19 protein-coding genes are annotated in these 23,380 nt (G+C 60.1%); 12 read left to right on the forward strand and 7 right to left on the reverse strand.

Going from position 1 to position 23,380, the window contains the following annotated elements:
• Window positions 1–97 precede the first annotated feature (97 nt).
• From smc to ACOBR2_RS16740, 8 genes are all read left to right on the forward strand, one after another.
• Window positions 98–3,907, forward strand: a complete 3,810-nt coding sequence (gene smc, locus ACOBR2_RS16705) for a chromosome segregation protein SMC (protein WP_420237236.1) — start codon at window positions 98–100, stop codon at window positions 3,905–3,907.
• A gap of 637 nt (window positions 3,908–4,544) precedes the next feature.
• Complete coding sequence (locus ACOBR2_RS16710) at window positions 4,545–5,438, forward strand: phosphoribosylaminoimidazolesuccinocarboxamide synthase (protein WP_420237237.1); 894 nt, start codon at window positions 4,545–4,547, stop codon at window positions 5,436–5,438.
• Between the two features lie 11 nt (window positions 5,439–5,449).
• Complete coding sequence (locus ACOBR2_RS16715; RefSeq protein WP_420237238.1) at window positions 5,450–5,995, forward strand: CvpA family protein; 546 nt, start codon at window positions 5,450–5,452, stop codon at window positions 5,993–5,995.
• A gap of 75 nt (window positions 5,996–6,070) precedes the next feature.
• Window positions 6,071–6,358, forward strand: a complete 288-nt coding sequence (locus tag ACOBR2_RS16720; protein WP_420237239.1) for a helix-turn-helix domain-containing protein — start codon at window positions 6,071–6,073, stop codon at window positions 6,356–6,358.
• An 18-nt stretch (window positions 6,359–6,376) separates the two neighbouring features.
• Window positions 6,377–7,114, forward strand: coding sequence for an HAD family hydrolase (locus tag ACOBR2_RS16725; protein WP_420237240.1), 738 nt, complete (start codon window positions 6,377–6,379; stop codon window positions 7,112–7,114).
• On the forward strand, window positions 7,111–9,063 hold the full coding sequence (locus ACOBR2_RS16730) for a hypothetical protein (protein WP_420237241.1): 1,953 nt from the start codon (window positions 7,111–7,113) through the stop codon (window positions 9,061–9,063). The genes ACOBR2_RS16725 and ACOBR2_RS16730 overlap by 4 nt, the downstream gene beginning before the upstream one ends.
• A gap of 29 nt (window positions 9,064–9,092) precedes the next feature.
• Window positions 9,093–9,575 (forward strand): GAF domain-containing protein, encoded by a 483-nt coding sequence (locus ACOBR2_RS16735; protein WP_420237242.1) that lies wholly within the window; start codon window positions 9,093–9,095, stop codon window positions 9,573–9,575.
• 100 nt (window positions 9,576–9,675) lie between these two features.
• A complete protein-coding gene (locus tag ACOBR2_RS16740; protein ID WP_420237243.1) occupies window positions 9,676–10,647 on the forward strand; it encodes a deoxyhypusine synthase family protein in 972 nt (323 codons plus the stop codon).
• Window positions 10,648–10,855: 208 nt separating this feature from the next.
• Here ACOBR2_RS16740 and ACOBR2_RS16745 read toward each other — a convergent pair whose 3' ends face one another.
• Complete coding sequence (locus ACOBR2_RS16745) at window positions 10,856–11,365, reverse strand: Lrp/AsnC family transcriptional regulator (protein ID WP_420237244.1); 510 nt, start codon at window positions 11,363–11,365, stop codon at window positions 10,856–10,858.
• 99 nt (window positions 11,366–11,464) lie between these two features.
• On the opposite strand from ACOBR2_RS16745, the gene hutH reads away from it, so the two are divergent.
• Window positions 11,465–13,003 carry a histidine ammonia-lyase gene (gene hutH / locus ACOBR2_RS16750; protein WP_420237245.1) on the forward strand — a complete coding sequence of 513 codons (1,539 nt, stop codon included), beginning with the start codon at window positions 11,465–11,467 and terminating at the stop codon, window positions 13,001–13,003.
• A gap of 82 nt (window positions 13,004–13,085) precedes the next feature.
• On the opposite strand, the gene ACOBR2_RS16755 is transcribed toward hutH, so the two are convergent.
• Both ACOBR2_RS16755 and ACOBR2_RS16760 read right to left on the reverse strand, forming a co-directional pair.
• Window positions 13,086–14,078 carry a hypothetical protein gene (locus ACOBR2_RS16755; RefSeq protein WP_420237246.1) on the reverse strand — a complete coding sequence of 331 codons (993 nt, stop codon included), beginning with the start codon at window positions 14,076–14,078 and terminating at the stop codon, window positions 13,086–13,088.
• A gap of 275 nt (window positions 14,079–14,353) precedes the next feature.
• Entirely contained in the window at window positions 14,354–14,953 is a 600-nt protein-coding gene (locus ACOBR2_RS16760) for a hypothetical protein (protein ID WP_420237247.1), read from the reverse strand.
• A 309-nt stretch (window positions 14,954–15,262) separates the two neighbouring features.
• Between ACOBR2_RS16760 and ACOBR2_RS16765 the strand changes: the two genes are divergently transcribed.
• The 3 genes from ACOBR2_RS16765 to gnd all read left to right on the forward strand — a co-directional run bounded on the left by ACOBR2_RS16765 (window position 15,263) and on the right by gnd (window position 18,839).
• Window positions 15,263–15,490: a hypothetical protein gene (locus tag ACOBR2_RS16765; protein WP_420237248.1), complete on the forward strand. Its 228-nt coding sequence runs from the start codon at window positions 15,263–15,265 to the stop codon at window positions 15,488–15,490.
• A 229-nt stretch (window positions 15,491–15,719) separates the two neighbouring features.
• Window positions 15,720–17,030, forward strand: coding sequence for a 3,4-dihydroxy-2-butanone-4-phosphate synthase (ribB, locus tag ACOBR2_RS16770; RefSeq protein ID WP_420237249.1), 1,311 nt, complete (start codon window positions 15,720–15,722; stop codon window positions 17,028–17,030).
• Window positions 17,031–17,378: 348 nt separating this feature from the next.
• Entirely contained in the window at window positions 17,379–18,839 is a 1,461-nt protein-coding gene (gene gnd / locus ACOBR2_RS16775) for a decarboxylating NADP(+)-dependent phosphogluconate dehydrogenase (RefSeq protein ID WP_420237250.1), read from the forward strand.
• Between the two features lie 92 nt (window positions 18,840–18,931).
• Here gnd and ACOBR2_RS16780 read toward each other — a convergent pair whose 3' ends face one another.
• From ACOBR2_RS16780 to ACOBR2_RS16795, 4 genes are all read right to left on the reverse strand, one after another.
• Window positions 18,932–20,173, reverse strand: coding sequence for an SH3 domain-containing protein (locus ACOBR2_RS16780; protein WP_420237251.1), 1,242 nt, complete (start codon window positions 20,171–20,173; stop codon window positions 18,932–18,934).
• A gap of 349 nt (window positions 20,174–20,522) precedes the next feature.
• Window positions 20,523–21,671: a beta-propeller fold lactonase family protein gene (locus tag ACOBR2_RS16785; RefSeq protein WP_420237252.1), complete on the reverse strand. Its 1,149-nt coding sequence runs from the start codon at window positions 21,669–21,671 to the stop codon at window positions 20,523–20,525.
• Window positions 21,672–21,916: 245 nt separating this feature from the next.
• Window positions 21,917–22,459 carry a carboxymuconolactone decarboxylase family protein gene (locus tag ACOBR2_RS16790; protein ID WP_420237253.1) on the reverse strand — a complete coding sequence of 181 codons (543 nt, stop codon included), beginning with the start codon at window positions 22,457–22,459 and terminating at the stop codon, window positions 21,917–21,919.
• A 177-nt stretch (window positions 22,460–22,636) separates the two neighbouring features.
• A complete protein-coding gene (locus ACOBR2_RS16795) occupies window positions 22,637–23,173 on the reverse strand; it encodes a peroxiredoxin (RefSeq protein WP_420237254.1) in 537 nt (178 codons plus the stop codon).
• Window positions 23,174–23,380: the final 207 nt, after the last annotated feature.

Consider the following 23,380-nt stretch of genomic DNA (forward strand, 5'->3'; position numbering starts at 1 on the left):
CCGCGACCCTGTTAGCAGGACCTTTCCAGCTCTCGCAAGGAGCTGGCGCGGTCAGCTGCGCACACCTTGTTGCGACTCCTCACGGACCGGAGACCACATGCTCAAGCTCAAAAAGATTCACATCCTCGGCTTCAAAAGCTTCTGCGACCGCACGGAACTGACCGTCTCGGGCCAGGGCATTGTTGCGGTCGTGGGTCCGAACGGCTGTGGCAAGTCCAACATTCTGGACGGCGTCAGCTGGGTTCTAGGTGAACAGAGCGCCAAAACCCTGCGCGGCGCGCACATGCAAGACGTCATCTTTGCCGGCACACGGGACCGCAAGGCTCTCGGCATGGCGGAGGTGACCATCACCATGATCGACCCCACTGCCTACGACGGCCCCATCCCGGTTGAGCCCGAGGTGAGCGTGGACGACGCGCCCCCCGCCGACTGGGACGAGGACGAAATTCGCCGTCAGCGGGCCGCCGAGAGCGATGAAATTGCCAGCAGTGAGCAGCCCGGACAGGTAATCGACGAGGACGGCCAGGAAAACGCCGAAGCCAACACCGAAAACGGCCCCCAGCCGGTCGTGCTCAAGGTTCGCCGCCGCAAGTTCCGTTCCACCCCGCAAAAGGGCGAGATCATCATCACCCGTCGTCTGTTCCGCACCGGTGAAAGTGAATACCTGCTGAACGGCAAGCTCTGCCGCCTGCGCGATATTCAGGACATTTTCATGGGCACCGGTCTGGGACCGGAGAGCTACGCCATCATTGGCCAGGAACGCATCGGCCAGCTGCTCAGCTCCAAGCCCCATGACCGCCGCTCGATCATCGAAGAAGCTGCCGGTATTACCCGCTTCAAGAACAAGAAGCGTCTGGCTGAGCTGCGGCTTGAAAGCGCCAAGCAGAATCTGGCCCGCATCGATGATATTTTTGACGAAGTCACCCGCCAGATGAACTCGCTGAAGCGTCAGGCCGCCAAGGCCGAACGCTTTGCCGCAGTACGTGATGAACTGCGTGGCCGCCTGCGCGTGGTGCTGGCCAGCCGCATGGCCCAGATGGACGCCGAACAGGCAGGCTTGGAAGAACAGATCAAGACCCAGACCGAGCAGATTGACGCCGCAGCCGCCCTGATCGAAGGTTCAGAAGCCAGTCAGCATCAGCTGACCGAACGCGGCTACGAACTGGACCGCGAGGGACGCGAAGCCCAGAACCGCGCCAATCAGGCCGCGCTGGAACTGGAACGCGCCATCGCCCGCGAGCGTTCGAACAGCGAACGCGTGGTGGAGCTGGAAGCCCGCATTGCCAGCAGCAGCGCTGAGCTGGAAGAAACCCGCATTCAGCAGGCTGGCGTGGAAGAAGAACGCACCCAGCAGCGCAGCTTTATGGAGACTGCCGCCGGTGAGGCAGGCACCTTCCGCCAGCAGGTGGAAGAGCGCCAGAAGGAAGCCCGCAGCGCAGCAGAAGAAGTCTTCCGGCTGGAACGTGAGCTCGAAAACAATCGCCGCCACGCCATGCAGCTTCTCACCTTGGCAGGCAACGCCCGCAATCACACCGCGCAAGGCGAAGAAAGTCTGGCTGCCCTGGATCGGGAGGCCGAACGCCTGAATACCGAGATGGGTCAGGCGGAAAACGAGCAGGAAAACCTGAACGCGCAACTCGGCCAGCAGCGCCAGCGTCACGAATCCGCCGTGGCTGCCCTCAAGGAATTGCAGGAGAGCATTGCCGCCCGGCGTGAAGAGCTGCAGACGCGCCGTGCCGAAGAGAATGCCCAGCGTGCCCGCGCCAATCAGCTGCGTGGCCAGCAGGCATCGCTCACCGGTCGCCGCGACTCACTGCAGGCGCTCATCCGCAACCACAGCTACTCCACAGACTCGGTCCGCAAGCTGCTCAAGCCCGGCTCGCTCGGTCAGGGCATGGCCCCCAAGGGTACGCTGGCAGATTTTCTTGAAGTCAGCGGCGCACATGAGGCCGTGGTCGACGAGTTTCTGCGCGAAGAACTGAACTACGTTGTGGTGGAGAACTGGAACGACGCCGACGCGGGCGTTAACCTGCTCAAGACCAGCGACGGTCGCGCCACCTTCCTCATCCACGCTGACGCCCAGGGCATTCTCTTTGACGAGAACGCCGGCGCCATCGACGAACCCGGTATTGTGGCTCTGCGCGACGCCATCAAGGTGCTCAATGGCTTTGGCCGCTCCCTTGAAGCGATTCTGCCCAAGCTGCGCCACAGCTATCTGGCCGACAATGGCCAACAGGCGCAATCGCTGGCCGCCAAGTATCCTCACGCCTTCTTCCTTACCCCCGAGGGCGAGTGCTTCCACAACGCCACCGTAACCGGCGGAAAGCCCGCCAGCGAAGGCCCTCTGGCCCTCAAGCGTGAACTGCGTGAAGCCGAAGCCAAGCTGGCTCAGGTGAGCGAGGAGCTGGAGCAGTGCGAGCAGAAAACCGCTGAGCTGACCCGCGCCATTGAAGAGTTGAACGCCCAGCTGGAAGCCAGCGGCGAGCAGCGCCGCGCCTTGGAAACCGAAAGCGCCAACCTGGGCGCCAGCCTGCGCCAAATGGAAAATGAGAGCCAGCGCATGGCGCGCCGCATGGACGAGTGGACCGCTCAGGTGGCCCGCAACAAGGAAGCCATCGCGGTCAAGCGCAACTCCATTGAGCAGAAGCGGCAGGAAGCCGAAAAGCTGGAAACCGAACACGCGCAGGCCGAGGCTGGACTGGACGAACAGCAGGCCCAGCTGAACCTCTTGCGCCAGCAGCGTGAGCAGGTACAGCAGCAGGCCGCGCAAATGACCGCCGAGCTGGCCGGACTGGAAGAACGCCGCCGTGGCGCTCAGGCCGCCTTTGAGCGCATTGACCGCCAGCATGCTGACCTCGTCCGCCGCGTACAGAGCCTGGAGCAGCAGCGTGCCGCCGCCATTCAGGAGCGCGACCAGCGCAGTGGCGAAAGCACCTCACTCAGCGCCCGTCAGCAGGAACTGACCCAGGAGCGCACCGAAGCGCAGGCGCTCACCCAGACCATCGCCGCACAGGCACAGTCCCTGCGTCAGCAACTGGCCGAGATGGAGTCCCAGCTCAAGACCGGCCGCGCCACCGTCGATCAACTCCGCGATGTTCGCGCCGGCCGCCAGAGCCAGTTGGCCAAGCTGCGCTCTGACCTGGAGTACCTGGAAGCCAGCTGCCTGGCCGAGGTCAACCTGGAAGCCCAACTGCTGCGTGAAGACGCCAGCATCGAGCGCATCGAAGGCGAGGCCCTGACCGGCGAGGAAGAAACCTGCCGCACCCTCCGCCAGCGCATCGAGCAGATGGGCCCGGTGAACATGATGGCCCTCGACGAATACAAGGAAACAGCCGAGCGCCATGGATTCCTCGAAATCCAGCGCAAGGATCTGACCGAATCCATCGAGAACACGCAGGAAACCATCAAGGAAATCGACCAGATCTCCAAGCAGAAGTTCGACGAGGCCTTCGCCCGCATCAACGAAAACTTCGGCCAGGTCTTCACCCGCCTCTTCCAGGGCGGTCAGGCCTTCCTGCGACTTACCGACACCGAGAATCAGGCCGAAAGCGGTCTGGACATTGTGGCCTCACCTCCCGGCAAAAAGCTGCAGAACGTGCTGCTGCTCTCGGGTGGTGAAAAGGCGCTCACCGCGCTGGCGCTGCTGGTGGGTATCTTCCAGTTCCAGCCCAGCCCCTTCTGCGTCCTCGACGAAGTCGATGCGCCGCTCGATGAGACCAACGTTGGCCGCTTGGCCGACCTGATCCGCTCGCTCGGCCACGACACGCAGTTCCTCATCGTCACCCACAGCAAGCGCATGATGTCCGCCGCCGACATGATCTACGGCGTCACCATGCAGGAGCCGGGCGTCAGCCGCGTGGTCAGCGTCAAGCTAAGCAGCCAGCACCAGCAACGCGCCTCCGCGTAAATCGAATCAGACCAAAGCAAAGCGGCGAACATCTCCGGGCGTTCGCCGCTTTGCTTTGGCTCTCAGTTGTCAGCAGTCAGCAGTTTTTTGACCCCGCGCCGTAGGCGCAGCGCATGTTAGCCCCACGTTTCAACGTAGAGTACGCTGCTCCAAAAGACGAACTGAGTCCCATCAGGGACGGCGCAAAAAACAGCAGAAAGCCAACAACTGAAAGCTGCTTCTCACACTGCCAATTTTTTGATCTGAAAAATAAAGGAGTGAAAACGGGTACCAGTAGTCGGCGCTGGAGGTCGGTAGCGCACGACTACTGGTGATCCCTGCACAAACGAAGCTAGCCGCGGCTTCCCCTTTCCACTGCTGCCCCGTGTCGCCCGGCTCAAAGCTCATCCGAAGACTTGCCGAACCATGTTGACAACTGAAGTGTCTCGTATGTATGCAGCGTAATCTGTGACGATCATCACAGCGATTAAAATTAGCAAAACCCCTTATTTCATGCGGGTTTCAGCGGTGGATTGAAAATCGTTTTCATACCCCTGTTTCGCCATCCGGGATTGGCCGCATATGACCCTTTGCAATTGACAAAGCCAGCCCCGCGCCTGAAAATCGGAGATTCAGTTTCTCCCTTCCGAGGTTTCCCGTGACTGCATTGCTTACCACCCAGTTAGGCTCGCTTCCCTTGCTTGCCCGCGGCAAGGTCCGCGACCTGTACGCCGTCGGCGACAACCTGCTGATGATCGCCACCGACCGCATCTCCGCCTTTGACCACGTACTCGGCACCGGCATTCCCGGCAAGGGCAAGATCCTGAACCAGATCTCGCTCTTCTGGTTTGGCCTGCTCAAGGATCTGGTGCCCAACCACCTGATTGCCAGCCGCGTGGCCGACTATCCGGCTGAGCTGCAACCCTTTGCCGATCAGCTGGAAGGCCGCTCCGTGCTAGTGCGCCGGGCCAAGATGTTCCCCATCGAGTGCGTGGCCCGCGGCTATCTGGCCGGCTCCGGCTGGAAGGAATACAAGGCCAGCGCCACGGTCTGCGGCATTCCGCTGCCCGCCGGTCTGCTGGACGGCTCCCAGCTGCCCCAGCCCCTGTTCACCCCGGCCTACAAAAGCCAGGACGGCGAACACGACGAGAACATCTCGTTCGAAGCGGCCGAAAAGCTGATGAATCCTGCCGACGCTGCCGAGCTGCGCCGTCTGACCCTGGCCATCTACACCAAGGCCAGCGAGCATGCCACCAGCCGCGGCCTGATTCTGGCCGACACCAAGTTTGAGTTTGGCCGTCTGGGTGACCAGATCATCCTCGCCGACGAAGTGCTTACCCCCGACAGCTCCCGCTTCTGGGAAGCCTCCAGCTGGAAGCCGGGCGGTGCGCAGCCCTCGTTCGACAAGCAGTTTGTACGCGATTATCTGGAAGAAATCCGCTGGAACAAGCAGGCTCCGGCCCCCTCGCTGCCGGAAGCCGTGGTGGAAAGCACCCTGGCCAAGTACAGCGAAGCCTTCCACCGCCTCACCGGGCGCAATCCCGAGCTGTAGGAGCAACCCCGATGGCCTTTGCCGACATTTTCATCCTGATTCTGCTGGCGGCCACCGTGATCAGCGGGCTGCGGCAGGGTTTTCTGCGCGCAGTCTGCTCGCTGGGCGGGCTTTTCTTCGGATTCCTGCTGGCCTCCTGGAACTACCAGAAGCCAGCAGCCCTGCTTCAGCCCTTCGTACGCTTTGAGCCGCTGGCCTCCACGCTCGGTTTTCTGCTGATCGTCTTCGTGGTCACGCTGCTGGCCAATCTGCTCGGACGCATTCTGGCAGGCAGCGCCCGGGCCGTGGGTCTGGGTTGCCTGGACCGTCTGCTGGGCGCGGGATTCGGTTTTTTGCAGGGCGCATTCCTCGTTTCCCTGCTGATTCTGCTGGCCTTGACCTTTTTTCCCAACGCCCGCTGGCTAACCCAGGCACGGCTTCCACGGCACTTTTTTGGCTTCTCCCACGTAAGCATTTGGGTCAGTCCAGAGGAGCTTGCCAACCGCATTCGTTCCAGCCTGGATTCCATTCAGCACGATTCCAAATTTTTCTTGCCCCCGAAAGAGGGCATTTTTTGATATAACAAGAAGGTTCATGGTTGCAGAAATTGGTTCCATCCCCAACGACCGGCGACCGGTGACAGAGGCGGCATAATGAAGAGAGAACTGGACAGCCTGGTGACGCAAATGCACTCCAGTGGCATCACTTACGAGCAAGCCGTGCGCGAATTCAAGCGCCAGTACCTGCTCGAAGTGCTTGTCGCGCACAAGGGAAACCAGTGTAAGGCCGCCGATGAACTGAAGATGCATCGCAACACGCTCAGCCGCACCATGGCCGAGCTGGGCCTGAACTTGGGCGATATTCGCGCCGGACTCAAGCGTCCGCCGCGTAGCGAACGTCCTGTCTTCAGCGTCTATCGCCAGGGTTACCGCCAGGGCTAAAGGCGCACTGGCCTGACGATGCCCATTCCACCTGAAAACACATCCCGCTTTCTTCTCGATCCCGGCTTCCGCTGGGACGGCTTTGATGCGTACCTGTTCGACATCGACGGTACGCTGATAAAAAGCCGCGACCGCGTGCACTTCAGCGCCTTTCACCAAGGAATACTGCAAGCCACCGGGCTGGAAGTCAGCCTGGAAGGCGTGCCGCTGGCCGGAAACACTGATACCGCCATCCTGCGCGAAGCTTTCCGACTCTCCGGCCATCCGGCAAAGCTGCTGGAAGCCAGCCAGACTGCCATTCTGGACGCCATGTGCGCCCACGTGGAGCAAAACCACCAGGAACTCGACCCACTTGTGCTGCCCGGCGTGCCGGAAGTACTCCACCATCTGCGCCAGCGCGGCGCTACTCTGGGCGTGGCCACTGGCAACCTGGAGCGGATCGGCTGGGTCAAGCTGGAAAAAGCCGGGGTGCGCGACAACTTCACCTTTGGCGGCTTCAGTGATCATTTCCCTGACCGCAATCTGCTGGTGGCCAGCGCCGCCGCAACCGCACGCCAGCTCGCAGGACCGAATGCCACACTCTGCGTGGTGGGCGACACTCCCCGCGACATTGAAGCCGCGCGCAAAAACAATCTGGCAGTAATTGCCGTGGCCACCGGACGCTACAGCCTGGACGAGCTGTCCGCACTCCAACCCGACGCCTGTGTTTCCACGCTGGCCGCTATGCTGAACCCGCCGGGCAAGGAGGCGCAATGAGGCTCTCCACGCAACCTGATCCCCGTTTTCTGCGTACCGCGCCACGCCAAGGCTGTGCCGTGCTGTTGGGCCTTCTGCTGTCCTTTTCAGCGGCAGCGCAGGCTCCTGCCCCGTCTACTTCGCACGCGCTTGCCAGCAACCCTGCCGCGCAGCCGGTTGCGCCGGAAAAATTGCCCAGCGCGAGCGACCGCCGCAAGGCCGCCAAACTCTTTCTGCAGGCCGACAAGCTCTTCATGGCACGCAAATACGAGCAGGCCATGGGGCTCTATCAGCAGTCCACCAAGCTGGACCCCACCAACAAGAACTACCCGCTGGCCATCCAGGTAGCACGCAGCCACGCCATCACCGCGCTGATTGAGGAAAGCACGCTGGACCGTCAGCGCAACAACGAACCAGCGGCCCGCATCGCGCTACAACGAGCCATGAAGCTCGATCCAGCCAACATCAACATCGGCATGCACCTGAACGAACTGGGCGACGACCAGCTGCGCGTACTGCCCCCCCCGCTCCACACCGACGAGCGCATGCAGCCCATTGCCGCCGCCATGATCTCGCCCTACCGCACCCTGCAGAGCTTCCATGAGCACAACAGCCTGCGCCAGATTGCGCAGCAGGTTTTTCACGCCTACGGCATTGAAGCCACCATCGACGACAGCGTCCACAACGAGCGCATCCGCTTTGATCTGGACGGCGCCACCTTCGAACAGGCAGTACAGGCCCTGCAACTGGTTACACACACGTTCTACGTTCCCCTTGATCCGCATCGTGTACTGCTGGCCCGCGACAGCCGCGAACTCCGCCTGCAGTACATGCGTCAGGAGGTGGAAACCATCTACCTGAACGGCTTGCAGGCCACCGAGCTGACAGAGTTGGCCACCATGGCCAAAACCATTTTTCAGTTGCCAGTAGCCGCCGCCGACCCCGGTGCCAGCACCCTGACCGTGCGCGGAATCCCCTCCGACCTGGACAGCTTCAACCGCACCCTGCAACTGCTGATTGCCGGACGCAGCCAGGTACTGCTCGACGTACGCATTATTCAGATCGCGCACACCAACAAGAACAACCACGGCGTCGAACTGCCACAAAGCATGTCGGCCTATAACGTCTACGCCGAAGAAGAGAGCATTCTCAAGTCCAACTCCACGACAGTCAATGAGATTGTCAGCTCTGGTCTGGCTTCGGCCGACGATCCACTGGCCATTATCGCCATCCTGGTCGAAGCGGGCGATGTCTCCAGCTCATTGTTTTCCAGTGGCTTTGCCCTCTTCGGCGGCGGTCTGACGGAATCGGCGCTCTCGCCCGGAACCGTCACCGTCAATCTCGACTTGAACTCCTCGGAATCGCGCCAACTGGATCGTGTACTGTTGCGGGCCGGCGATAACGATGCCAGCACCTTCAAGATGGGCGAACGCTACCCCATCCAGACTTCGTCCTACTCCAGCCTGACCTCTTCGTCGTCGGTCTCAGGTCTGACCACCTCGGGCACCAGTTCCGCGCTCAGCTCGCTGCTCAGTTCGGCTTCCTCCTCTACCACCCCCATGGTCGAGTATGAGGATCTGGGCCTGACGCTGAAGGCCACGGCCAATGTGAACCGCAGCGACCACATCGCCCTGACGCTGGACATGAAAATCGATGCCCTCTCTGGGGATACGCTGGACGGTAATCCGGTGCTGAACAGCCGCTCCTACTCTGGCGTGATCACAGTCAAGCCCGAGACCGCCGTGGTGATTGCCGGAGAATTGGATAAAACGCAGAGCCGCGCCGTTACTGGAACTCCGGGGCTGGACGACATTCCTGGCCTGAGCCAGCTGGAAAGCAAGGACGTTAACGTCAACTACGCCACGCTGATGCTGGTCATCACGCCCCATGTAGTGCGCGGCCCGCAGGCCGGCGGCCACAGCGCCATGATCCGCATCGAACGCGGCGGCGGGGTGGAAACGGCCAAGTAGCAGGACAAAGATCAGAAAGCAGAGAACAAATGACTACCACACCCCCCGCTCCCGACTTTGCCGCAATTCTAGCCTCGATTGAGGCATTTGCCGCCACCGCCGCCAGCGCCGAAGCCCTTGAACGCTTTATGGTTGAGACCATTGCCGCCCGCCAGCCCTCTTACAACTGGGTTGGCTTCTACATGCTGACCGACGGCGACGACCAGATGCTCGACCTTGGCCCCTTCGTGGGCGCGCCGACCACCCACGTCCGCATTCCCGTCAGCGAGGGAATCTGTGGCGCAGCCGTGGCTCAGGGCCAGACCATCGTCATCGACGACGTACGCTCCGACCCGCGCTATCTGGCCTGCTCCATCGAGACCAAATCCGAAATCGTGGTTCCCATCCGCGTTGCAGGAAAAATTGTGGGCGAAATCGACATTGACAGCCACAATCACGCTGCCTTCAGCCCGGCGGACCGCGCCTTCGTCGAGCAATGCGCTGAAATTATCGGCAAATTCCTCGCCATTTAGAGCTTCCGGGAATTCAGTCCTGTCAGGAGGAGCAAGCCAGTCTTCCCCACCTGCGCCCGGAACCAGTGTGGTAGTTTAAAAAATTGGAGACTTTCTGAAAATGTCCACAATTACGCAATTCATCAAGCACCACTACCGCCACTTCAATGCCGCAGCCCTGGTGGACGCGGCTGAGGCCTACAACAAGCTGCTGGCCTCTGGCGGCAAAATGTTCGTCACCATGGGTGGCGCCATGAGCACCGCCGAGCTGGGCCTGTCACTGGCCGAAATGATCCGTCAGGACAAGATCCACGGCATCTGTTGTACCGGCGCAAACCTGGAAGAAGACGTCTTCAACCTCGTTGCCCACGACTACTACGAGCGCGTCCCCGGCTATCGCGACCTGACCCCTCAGGACGAAAAAGCGCTGCTCGACCGCCACATGAACCGCGTCACCGACACCTGCATTCCCGAGATGGAGGCCATGCGCCGCATCGAGAATGAAGTGCTGGCCGAGTGGGTCAAGGCCGACAAGGCCGGTGAGCGCTACTTCCCGCACGAGTTCATGTACAAGATCCTGCTCTCGGGCGTGCTCAAAAAGAGCTACCAGATCGACCCCAAGAACAGCTGGCTGCTGGCCGCCGCGGAAAAGAATCTGCCCATCTTCGTTCCTGGCTGGGAAGATTCGACGCTCGGCAACATGTTTACCGGCCACTGCATCACGGGCGATGTGAAGAATATCCACACCGTGCGCACCGGCATCGAGTACATGGCAAAGCTGGCCGACTGGTACACCGAGCTGACCAAGGAAAGCCCCCTCGGCTTCTTCCAGATCGCCGGTGGCATCTCGGGCGACTTCCCGATCTGCGTAGTGCCCATGCTGCATCAGGACTTGCAGCGTCCGCATGTGCCGCTCTGGGCCTACTTCTGCCAGATCTCGGACTCGACCACCAGCTACGGTTCGTATTCCGGCGCCGTGCCCAATGAGAAGATCACCTGGGGCAAGCTCCACGTCGATACCCCGAAGTTCATCATCGAGAGCGATGCCTCGATCGTGGCTCCGCTGGTCTTTGCCTACGTGCTGGGCTGGTAACTTCCGCGCTCAATCGCGCAAAAACCAAAGCGGCGGCCTCGGAAGAGGTCGCCGCTTTGGTTGCGGGCAAACCCAGGCTTGAATTTGTTTTGAAAGGTCACAGCTTCAGCCGTGACAAACAGAGCCCGAAGACCCAGGCCTTCAGGCCCTGAGGGAAGTTTTTAGGCACGCAGAAGGCAAGACCTTTCCTCAGCAGAAAAATACAGGACTACCCCCGCTGGAAGCGCCGCAGTTGCCGCGTCTTGGGCGCAACCGTGGCCAGCTTGCCGGAGGCGGCATAGGGCCGGTGCGGCACCGGGGAGCTCAACACCAGGCTGGTGGTGGGTGTGCCGTAAGGCAGCAGAGCCTCAATCAGAGCCTCCAGGTGCGCCATGTCGTGGGTGGTCACCTTCAGCAGTAGATCGTCGCCGCCGGTCAGGTGGTGGCACTCGCGTACTTCTTCAAGCGACTGCAGGTAGTCGATTAGCCGGTGGTAGCTCTGCCCCGCGCAGCTCATGCGGATGAAGGCCATCACCTCCAGACCCAGCGCCTCGCGGTCAATCTGCGCCGCATAGCTCTCAATGATCCCGGACTCTTCCATCTGCTTCAGCCGTTCGGTCACGGCAGTGGCGGAAAGCCCGATCCGGCGACTCAGTTCGGCCACGCTCAACCGGGCGTTGGCCTGCAGTTCGTCCACCAGCTTTCGTCCGTAGGAATCAAGAAGAATCGCGGAATCCATTCTGTTCTCCTGTGTGCTTTAGTCGATTCTACGTCGAAAAGCCAGTTTTATAGGGAAAAACCCGTGTACTCAGCATTCCGGCTCGCCTAGCATGATGCCATGGAAACCGTTGTGCTTGCTGGCCAGTCACTTACCCTGGCCCAGATTGAAGGAATTGCCGCTCATGAATGGCCGGTACGTGTGGCCGAAGAAGCTCTGCAGCGTACGGCTGCGGGCCGCGCCTGGATCGAACAGATTCTGGCCACGGGGCAGACCGTGTACGGCGTGAACACCGGCTTTGGCCGTCTGGCCGACGTTCGTGTGCCCGACGAAAGCATTCAGCAACTGCAGGTGAATCTGGTCCGCAGCCACTCCGGTGGCATGGGCCAGCCGCTCAGCATTCCTGAAGCCCGCGCCATGCTGCTGCTGCGCGCCAACGTTCTGGCCAAGGGCTGGAGCGGCTGCCGTCCGGTGGTTCTGGAGTTGCTGGCCGCCATGCTCAATCAGGGCGTAACCCCCGTGATTCCGGAAAAGGGTTCGGTGGGCGCCAGCGGCGATCTGGCTCCTCTGGCGCATCTGGCGCTGGTGGCCATCGGCGAAGGCGAAGCCTTCTATCAGGGCGAGCGCATTCCCGGCGGCGAGGCTCTGCAGCGCGCCGGTCTGACGCCGCTACGTCTGGAAGCCAAGGAGGGCCTGGCCCTGCTGAACGGCACCCAGGCCATGACCGCCGTGGGCGCGTTGGCCGTGGTCCGTGCCCGCCGTCTGGTGCGTCTGGCCGATCTGGCGGGAGCCATGTCACTGGAAGCCCTGATGGGCACCCCCACCGCTTTTGACGCCCGCATTCACGAGGCCCGCCCGCATGCCGGTCAGATGGCTGCCGCCGCCCACCTGCGCGATCTGATGCAGAACTCCGAGATTCGCAACTCCCACAGCGAGAGTGACACCCGCGTGCAGGACGCCTACTGCCTGCGCTGCATGCCGCAGGTGCATGGCGCTGTCCGTGGCGCGCTCGAGCATGTGGTCGGCGTTCTGGAGGTCGAATCCGGTTCGGCCACCGATAATCCCCTCGTCTTTCCTGAACCCGGCCAGCAGTCGCGAGATCGCGGCGTGCTCTCGGGCGGCAACTTCCACGGTGCGCCGCTCAGCTACGCCTTCGACTACGCCTCGATTGTGCTCACGGATCTGGCGGGAATCACCGAGCGCCGCATCGACCGCCTGCTGAATCCCGACATCAACGAGGGTCTGCCGGCCTTCCTCTCGCCCGAAGCTGGTCTTTCTTCCGGCTTCATGATCGCGCAGATCGGCTCCGCGGCTCTGGTGAACGAGTGCCAGGTGCTCAGCCATCCGTCCTCCACCGGCAGCATTCCCACCAGCGGCGGCAAGGAAGATCACGTCTCCATGGGCATGACCGGCGCGCTCAAGCTGCGCACCATCGTCGAGAACCTGGAGCGCATTGTGGCTGTAGAGCTGATGTGCGCCGCGCAGGGTGTGGAGTTCCGCGCTCCGCTGAGCCCGGCCCACGCCATCGGCGAGGCCTGCAAGGTAGTACGTCAGATTGTGCCGCCGCTCGGCCAGGATCGCGTCATGTCCACCGACATTGAAAAGATGTCCACTGCCGTGCGCGAAGGCCGTTTCGACACTTGGTCAGAGGGCTTCTAACCTCACAGCTCTCAGAGCAAGCAAAAGGGACGAGGAGAAATCCTCGTCCCTTTTGCTTTGTCTGCAATTACCGAAATTTGCTCTAGCGATAGTAACCCACACGCGGAGCAGGAGCGTATCCACCACGATAGACGGCCCGTGCGTAAGGAGCCGGGGCCGGACGGCCATAGCCGTACGAGGTGGGAGCGTAGGCCGTAGGTGGTCCATAGGCAGTGGGCGCACCATAAGAGGCCGGCGGATAAGCATACGTGGCCGGAGGCGGAGCAACCATCTGCGGATACGAATAGATGTACACAGGCGGCGGTGGAATGTACGTGTAAACGGGCTGCACGTACATCGGCTGCACATACATGGGCTGCACGTAAACCGGTTGGGCATATGCAGGCTGCGCATACGCGGGTTGCGCATAGCTCGGCTGGGCATAAGTGGGTTGCGTATACGCCTGCTGCTGCTGGGGCGCTTCGGTCTGCGGAGCAACGTTCTCGCTCGTCTGGCGATGCATCAGGCCATAGGGATCCTGCTGCGGCTGCGCCGAGTCGGGAACACTCAGATCGTCCATCACCTTCAGGGTCATGTGAGTTTCTTCCTTCAAGGTCGGACGGGGTCCGCGCATGGGAAGCATCAGCATGTCCACTGGCCACAAGATGGGCAGTGACCACATCACTGCATCCCGCACAGCATGGCCCTTGCCCAGAATGCGTCCCTGCGTATCCACCTGATAGCCGGCAACATCCACCACACGCGCATCAATGGGAAGAATCGTGTCGGGCTCGATCACCATTCTGTCAAAGCGCAACACCATCCAGCCCTTGCCTACAAAATGGCCCGGATCCTTGTACTCTTCGAATCTGCCCACCAGATAGCTGTTGTAAGGTAGCGTCGAGCGGCCATAGCGCTCCGAACGGCTGAGATGGCAAAGAACGGGATCGTCAATCGCGGCAGTGCGGGAAGAAAGCTTGGGATCTGAAACCGTGCAGTTGATCAAAGAGCCTGCAGGAACCAGATGCTGCCCCGGTTCGGCATATGCCCGGGACGCGAGAAGCAGAACAAATAGAGCGAGGACGGTACGTTTCATGCTATCCCCTTGCCAGCAAACCAGTGTTGCACTGGCTCCTGAGATGGACTCGAGTGTAGACGGCAGTACTGAAACTGAGCCAAGCATACGGCAAGAAACAGAGGATTTTTACTTTTGTTTGAGTTTGCAATTACTCAAGTACCAAAACCGTACGGCTTTCAGACATAAATGAAGAGCTACACATAAGAAATCGGGAATCTGACAGTACGTAAGAAAAAAAGCCCTGCAGGATTCGCTTGCGCATGCAGGGCCTTTGGGTCTTTCTTTATTGCCACTTACTGCACACTGATGTCGCCATCCCCATCCACCACCAGGTTTTCTCCCTCGATGTGAATGTTCTGGATCTTGAGCCGGTCCAGCGAAATCTTGTAGCCGGAGTTGGCGGTCGAACCAGACAGTGACTTGCGCAACAGGTCGGCGGCGTTCACCTTCATGCTGGACGGCACCTGACGGCTGAGAAAGGGCGCCAGAATGAAGTTCAGTTCCTTCTGATCGGTAATCTTGTCGAGCTTTGCATCGCGAAAGCCCACCACCTCGCCCTCGGCATCGGGTGCCAGCGAGACCACCGTGGGCAGGTTCAGCGTAATGCCGAAGCAACTGCTGCCAAAAGCTTTACCCAGCTTGGCGTGAGTCTTCAACTGAACCAGGATGCGATCCGGGCCAAAGAGCACCTGCGGATCATCCACGTAGGCATAGCAGGGGCTTTTGGCGTCGCCCTTCAGATAAAAACGGCCGTCGGGCCCGCCGAAGAGCTGCTGTTTGAGCGTACGGTCGATGGCTCCACGGTTGACCTTCAGTTCCACGGCATGAGCCGAGCGGCTCAAGCCCAAAGCCAGCAACAAGCTGGCCAGCAAAATCCGTCGTGCAATGGTCATACCTCTATGGTGCCACCGGGCAAGGGTTTGAGGCCACTTTTATGTGCTCTGGAGGGTAAAATCAGGCCGAAATAGCTCTTAAAATCTCACCTATTTTATTTTAAATGAATAATTTACCCTATTTGATTCTTTTTACGACAATTGCTCTAATTCTTCAAAACCCAGAATTCCCATTTTAAATTTCTATTGATTTTTATAGGAAAAATGCATAAAATAACTAAGTGTCAATTCCGCTGGACCGACCGGATCCCCCTCCATGGTCTTTGCAAATGCGGACACTCTACCCCATCTATTAAGGATACAAATTCGATGGCAAAGCGTCGTGGTAATCCGAATTGGGGCAAGCCGGAGCCCATTGGCCCCGTTGCGCCCACAGTGACCTCTTTTGAGCAAATAGTCAAGGAGTTCAAACTGCCGCCGGATCAGTATATCCGGTCTACCCGCCTCCGCGAGTGGGCTCGGCGCAATAAGAATTCCAAATATATCCCCGAGGCCCTTCTCGAAGCCTGGGGTTTCGAGATCGAATCGACCCTATAGTCGTTTTGGGGAATTGGAAGACATTTCCTGCATGTTGAAGTGAGCCGATGCGGCCCTTGTTGACGCCCAAAACAGCGAGCGCCAACCCAGCAACACCTTCGTACCTTCTTCGATACCGGAAAATGTATTTGTCAGCCAGCAAACAGAAACGCCGCCTTCGGGCGGCGTTCCTGTTTTTACAGCCGATTCGCCCGAACGGACCACAATCGGCGACAATAGAAGCGTTGTGATGAGCCAAAGTGTGCGTACCTTCGATCCCCCCTTTATCGACGTCCCCGGCGCACTGAGTGAAATTCGCGCCGGACGCATGGTCATTGTTGTAGACGACGAAGACCGTGAAAACGAAGGCGACCTGACCATGGCCGCCGAGTTCGTCACCCCCGAAGCCATCAACTTCATGGCCAAGTACGGGCGCGGACTCATCTGCATGCCCCTCAGTGAGGAGCGCGCCGACTACCTGCATCTGTTCCCGATGAGCGCCAAGAACAGCTCGCGCTTCGGCACGGCGTTCACCGAGTCAATTGAAGCCAGTGAAGGCGTTTCTACCGGCATTTCCGCAGCCGATCGCGCTCACACCATCCTGACGGCCATCGATCCAAAGTCGACGGCGGCGGATCTGGCCCGTCCCGGCCACATCTTCCCGCTGCGTGCCCGCAAGGGCGGCGTGCTGGTGCGCGCCGGACAGACCGAGGCTGCCGTTGACCTTTCCCGCATGGCCGGCCTCAATCCCGCCGGCGTCATCTGCGAGATCATGAACGACGATGGCACCATGGCCCGCATTCCTGACCTGATTCCCTTCTGCCAGGAGCATGGACTGCACATCCTCACCGTGGCTGAGCTGATCCGCTACCGGCTGCGCCACGAGCGCACCATCGTCCGTACCGGCGAAAGCATGCTGGAAACCCGCCACGGCCAGTTCCGCATGATTGCCTACGAAAGCGCCGTCAATGGTGGCGAAAGCCACATTGCACTGGTGCACGGCGCGCTCTGCAACTTCTGCCCGCCCGCCGAGGCCGGATCGGCCTCCGCCTGTTCTGTCTGCTCCAAGACGGCGGAAGTCAACGGTGAGCCGACCGAGTGCCAGCACGCCGTGCTGGTGCGTGTGCACGCCCGCTGTACCGCCGGCGATCTGTTTGCCGCCGACTGCCATTGCCGCGAAACCCTGGACGAATCCATGCGCATGATCGCCGAAGCAGGCTGCGGCGTGATCGTCTACCTGCACAACACCTCGCGCGGCTTCGAGGTGGAAAAGCAGCAGGAAGGAGCCTTCGACAAGGAAGGTTCCGCTCACGCTGGAGTGGGCGGCCGTCTGCTGTTGCACCGCGAACTGCGTGAACGCGAAGGCCAGCAGGACCGCAGCGGCCGCATTCTGCGCGCCATCGGTCTGGGCGGCCAGATCCTCACCGATCTGGGCATTCACCGCATTCGCCTGCTCTCGAATACCCCCATGCACGTTCCGGCATTGCAGGGCTTTGGTCTGGAGATCGTCGAACAGGTGCACCTGAACCTCGGCGTTCCCGGCAGCAGCTGCGGGGACTGAAAAGACAGAGAGCAGAGGACAGGGGACAGGGGACAGAGAAAAACTGAGGGCAGAAAATAGCTGAATGCCCCGGGGATGAGAGAGACATCAAGATTCGTGGTTTCCCGGGTCTGAAAATCCAGACCCGGGGCACCCAGCTTCAGAGATCGGTTGAAAGCTGCACCATCTTCGCCCTATTCTCTGCCCTCTGTCCTCTGATCTCTGTCTTTTGATCTCTGCTCTCTGCCTTTTTGCATCTTTAGGGCTCGAAAAAACATCTTTTCTGAGGTCTGACCACTGCGGTACACTTCCCGTGTTGCGGTATCCGCTGGTGGTAGAATCCGCACTGGAAGTGATTTGGGAGAAGCTATGGCAGACGCGTCTTGTGACATCGGCCTGATTGGCCTGGCAGTAATGGGACAGAACCTCGTCCTTAATATGAACGACCACGGGTTCAAGGTGGCCGTGTTTAACCGCACCGTCTCCAAGGTGGACGACTTCCTGGCCAACGAGGCCAAGGGCACCGCCATCGTGGGTGGCCATTCCATCGCTGAGTTTGTCAGCCTGCTCAAGCGGCCCCGCCGCGTCATGCTGATGGTCAAGGCTGGCGACACAGTCGATCAGATGATCGACCAGGTGCTTCCCCACCTCGAAGCCGGCGACATCATCATTGATGGCGGCAACTCTCTGTTTACCGACTCCAACCGCCGCACCAAGGCGCTGGCCGACAAGGGCATTCTCTTCGTTGGTTCCGGCGTAAGCGGTGGTGAAGAGGGTGCGCGCCGTGGCCCGTCGATCATGCCTGGCGGCAACCCCGCGGCATGGCCGCATGTAAAGGCCATCTTCCAGGCCATCAGCGCCAAGGTTGAAGACGGAACCCCCTGCTGCGACTGGGTGGGTGAAGACGGCGCAGGACACTACGTCAAGATGGTGCACAACGGCATTGAGTACGGCGACATGCAGCTGATCTGCGAAGCCTACGACCTACTGCAGCGCGGTCTGGGCCTGACGCCTGACGAACTGCATGAAGTCTTTACCGAGTGGAACAAGGGCGAGCTCGACAGCTATCTGATCGAGATCAGCCGCGACATCTTCGCCAAGAAGGATGAAGACGGCCAGCCGCTGCTGGACAAGATTCTGGACACCGCCGGCCAGAAGGGCACCGGCAAATGGACCGTGATCAGCGCGCTCGATACGGGCCAGCCTGTCACCCTGATCGGCGAGTCGGTTTTTGCCCGCTGCCTGTCGGCGCTCAAGGAAGAACGCGTGGCGGCTTCCAAAGTGCTCTCCGGCCCCGCGCCGAAGAAGCTCGACGTGGACCGCGCAACCTTCATCGAGAATGTGCGCCGGGCGCTGTTCTGCTCCAAGATCATCAGCTACGCCCAGGGCTACATGCTGCTGCGCGCCGCTGCCAAGGAAAACGGCTGGAACCTGAACCTGGGCGGCATCGCGCTGATGTGGCGCGGCGGCTGCATCATCCGTTCGCAGTTCCTCGGCAAGATCAAGGAAGCCTTCGACAAGAACCCTGCGCTTGAGAACCTGCTGTTGGACAGCTTCTTTGCCGATGCGATCAACAACTATCAGGCCAGCTGGCGCAAGGCTCTGGGCGCGGCCATTGAACTGGGCGTTCCCACCCCGGCCTTTAGCACGGCACTCGCCTTCTTTGACGGCTATCGCACCGGTCGCCTGCCGCAGAACCTGCTACAGGCCCAACGCGACTACTTTGGCGCACACACTTACGAACGCGTCGACAAGCCTCGCGGTGAGTTCTTCCACACCAACTGGACCGGTCATGGTGGCCGCGTCAGCTCCACCACCTATACGGTGTAGTTGTCCGTCTTCCGTGAATAGAAAAAGCGGCGATCCCGAAGGGATCGCCGCTTGCTGTTTGTGAGAAAAATAGAAAACGGTCCTGCCACGAACTACTTTTTCTTCTTCGCTCCGGGCTTGGCGTTTTTCTTGTCCTGCGCCGCCTTATCTTTATCCTTGTCCTTGCTGCCGGGCAGGGGGTAAAGATCAGGGCCAACGCGGCGCACGCTCGTATCGATGAGCTGATAGTTGAGGATACGCGGCGTAACGGGCCGGGCAATGCCGGTGGCTGGGTCGGTTTTGGCATTGCCGTCGGCCGAGATGGTCAGGCTAAAGCTGGCCGCACCACCCGAAGCCGGGCGCTGCGTCACCTTGATGGGTAGATAGCCTTGCAGATCGCGCTGGTGGAAGGCCGTCTCATAGCGGTGCTTTTTGATGTTCCAGGTAAAAACGCGGATCTGATCGAAGTCAAAGGGCAAGCCAGACTTGGGCGGGCTGAGCAGGGTCAGATACTCGGGCACCTGATGGTTGGCGGCCTGCGATTCATCGTCTTCCACTGTGGCCAAAACCCATGCACCCACAATGCGCTGGCCCTCGGCGTAGAGGCCAATCTCATCAGGCACATCAACGTCCAGACGGCCTGAAAGCAGCCAACCGGTGTGGCCCTGCGCGTCCCGCACCAGCCACCAGTCTTCCATGGGCGGCGGAGGCGGAAGCTCAACGGCGGCGGGCTGGGCTGCCTGATTGGCAGAAGGAGCAGGCTGCGCAGGCTTCTGCGGCGCGGACGCAGGCTTGGCCGACTGCTGGCTCGGCTGCGGCTGGGCGGCCTGCGCCGGATGCGGCGTCGTCTGGCCCGGCTGGGTGCGCTCGGCTGTGGCACGGGCCAGCAACTGCACCTTGGTATTGCCCGGAAGCAGATAAAAATGATCGGTATTGCGCCCTGGCGTCAGATGCATGAAAAGATCGTCCCGCAGGATAGCCTGCGCCGTCACGGGGTCGTTGCGATGGTCATCGGCCAGCTTGGTAAAGCTGTCGTAGGTTGGGCCAGGGATGACCGAACGCTCCTCCAGCCAGCCAATCTCGTTCTTCTCTGTTTTGACCTTGATGAAGCGGCGGTTGCGCTCAAGCACCTGCAGCTTCTGTCCGTTGATGACGGGCGCAACACGGGCGCTGACGGCCGCCACGCGGTCATGCAGATAGGTCTGCCGGGCATTGACGTAGACGGTATCGTAACTGGTGTGGCGGAAACGGTTGCAGCCAGCCAATGCGGCCAGCACACAGCTCAGCGCAAGCAGCCGGAGGGCCCTTGAGCGGCGAAAATGCAGAGCGGAAGAGATGGAAATAGGCTTGTACACGACCGGTGAATACCCCTGAGCATAGCACTTTGCGCCGGGCTCTGAAGGCCACGCGCGATCACGAAAGGCACAATCCCGCTTAAATTACCGAAAAAATTGCTTGCCACCTGCGGTGGGCCCAACTGCTTCGCGTGGCTCAGCAGAGCACATGGGGCAGATTTGCGCCGTCCCTGACGGGACCACCTGCGGTGGGGCTGATCGCTTCGCGTGGCGTCGTCTGGATTTTGGGTTGGTTTTTTGCGCCGTCCCGGGACTCTATTGCTCACAGGAGCAGCGTACCCCACGTTGAAACGTGGGGCTGACCTGCGTTGCGCCTATGGCGCGGTTCAGAGAATCGGCTGTCCTCTGTCTAGTGGATAGCGGCAATGGCCCCGGCTTCCACCGGATCGGTGCCAGTGCTCGATTCAAGGACGGTATCGAGAGAACCCGCCGTGGTGGAATCGAAGACGTAGCCGGTCAGGTCATAGCTGCCGCCGATGCTGACGGCAAAGATGAACTGATCGCTGGAGTCTTCAACCAGACCCACCGTATGGGTGCCTGCCGTAAAGTTGCTGGACATGGAGGCAAGCGTATAGGTGCTGCTGGAGGAGCTGATGGTATAGCCCTCGATCAGACCGGTGGAGCTGGAATTCGTCTGACGGTTGGCCACATAGACGTACTCGCCGCCCGCTTCGGGCAGGATGGAGTAGGGTGCCAGACCGCCAGTCGCATACGGTGAACCGCTGAGTTCGGTAAGCGTGCTGTACTTGAAAACGCGCAGACCGCCTGAATTGGAACTGGAGGTAGCCGAGGTTTCGCCGATGTAAAGCAATCTATCATCCGGATCGACGGCTACCGAGAGCGCCGCACCCGAGGTGCTGACGGTGCTGATGGTGCTCACCGAGCCAAAAGGATTGGTATTGCCTGTGGTGAAGGGAATGCAGGCCGTGCCGCCGCTGCCCATGGCCACAAAAACATAGTCGTCGTCGGGCGAGATGGTGAGCTGCTCGATGTTCGAAGAACTGATGCCAACAGCCTCCTCGGTGGAACTGCTGGGCAAGCCGGTAGAAGTGCTCAGCGGGATGGCGTTCACTGCGGCCGTGCCACTGACGGCCTCAATCAGCCAGGCGTTATTTGCTGAGACCTGCATGGTGTAGGCCTCATCGGAGGAGATCACCGAAGCGGAGTTGGTGATGGTCAAATTTCCACTGGAGATGCTGTAGACGTAAATGCCGCCCACCGTGCTCAGGTACAGATACTCGTTGTTAGGCGCCACAGCCAACGTAATGGGCGTGGTGGGAGTGGTGTAACTGGCCACCTGGGTCAGCGTACCCGCCTTCACGTAGTAGGAAACGATCTGGTTGGTCTCAATGTTGAGCACAAAAAAATACCCGCTGGAAAGCGTGGTGGAGCTCACCGTACTGCTGGAACTGGTAGGAGCATCCCAGAAGCCTGCGCATCCGCTCATGAGCGGGAGCAGCCCCGTCAGTAACCACACCGTCCACCGTTGCATCTTCATTGAAACTCCTTGCTGAAACAGGCAGCTCTTGACCGCAGGCTACTCACCTGCAGGATCAAGCCTAAGCCAAACCTCTCACAGGAGCAAAGCCCACCGCCTTCTCACTAGTCAGACGCAAAATGGCGGCAAAATGCTCACACGGCATGCTCCATCTGCCGCGGCATTCCTATGGAAGCCCCCGCAATGGCTGGTTCGCAGGCGGTTTGGCAAGCGATATTGAGCTGATCAGAAAAGAGTTGGACGACTCAGGCAGAAGCCGCATGGGCGCTGAGCTGATCCACCATCACACCGAGAGCATGCACCACGGCGGCCACCCGGACGGTAGCTGCAACCACCTCTTCCGAAACACCCTTCTGGCGGGCTGTGCGCTCGTGCGCATCCACGCATTTGCCGCAACCGTTGATGGCCGAAACGGCCATGGCCCAGAGCTCGAAATCCACCTCTTCCGCCCCAAGGTTGTGGACTGCGCTCATGCGCAGGCGGGCCGGCATTGAGGCATAGCTTGGATTCGAAGCCAGATGGTGAAAGCGGTACCAGATGTTGGTCATTCCCATGACGGCGGCGGCAGCCTGAGCCGCATCCATGGCCGGCAGACTGAGTTTTTCGGGAGCTTCATCGAGCACGGCTGCCGTCAGAACTTCGCTGCGGGTGGCAATCGCGCTGGCCACCACGGTTCCCCACAGTTGCTGCGGGGTCAGCTCGTGGTTGTTCTGCACCAGTTGGGAATAATTTGTCTTCAAATCCCGGGCTGAGACCGGGAGACTATTCATCAACGCATCCAGAGACATGGGCAAACTCCAGAAGATCAAAGGACAGAGAGCAGAGGACAGTCTTGTCCGTGTGCTTCTGGTTGCGCGCACTCAGGGAACCAGAATGCTACGAGCTTCGAGGGGGCGATGCTTCCCGGTCTGAAAATCCAGACCAGGGGCACCGTCTTTTCTCTGTACTCTGATCTCTGCTTTTGCTTACACGTGCAGCGTGTCTTCGCCCTTCTGCCAGTTGCAGGGGCAAAGCTCGCCGGTCTGCAGGGCGTCCAGTACGCGGAGCACTTCCTGCGGGTTGCGGCCAATCGAAAGATCGGTCACATAAGCAAAGCGGATGATGTTCTCCGGATCGACGATAAAGGCAGCGCGTTGGGCAACGCCTGCGTTCTTGTCGATGATGCCGAGGGCACCGGTAAGCTCACGCTTAATGTCGGCCAGCATCGGGAAGGGCAGGTCCTTCAGGTCGGGGTGGTTTTCACGCCATGCCAAGTGCACAAACTCAGAGTCGATCGAGCCGCCCAGAACCTGCGCATCCCGATCGGCAAAATCCTTGTTGGCCTTGCCAAAAGCCGCGATCTCGGTCGGGCAGACAAAGGTGAAATCCTTGGGCCAGAAGAAGTAAACCTTCCACTTGTTGGCGTAGGTGCTCTCGGTGATCTGGGTAAAAGCGTCCTTCGGGTTCAGGCTCACACAGGCGGTTACTTCAAACTCAGGAAACTTGTCTCCAACAGTAAGCATCAAACTTCTCCTTGCATCTTAGGTTGAATAGGTTGAACGGGGCCGGGAGCGTGCCACACCACGCAACGTCCGCCGCAACAGAACGATCTGCCAGCCAACAGGACCGGAAAAATTGACTCAATCAGTCCAAAAGGCTTCCATCCAAAAGATGTGCCAGCAAGGAAAACGATTCGAGGAAAACAGGAAAAAGGACGGCTGAGCCGGGCT

This window comes from Telmatobacter bradus (assembly GCF_048629425.1).
Taxonomy (GTDB): domain Bacteria; phylum Acidobacteriota; class Terriglobia; order Terriglobales; family Acidobacteriaceae; genus Telmatobacter; species Telmatobacter bradus.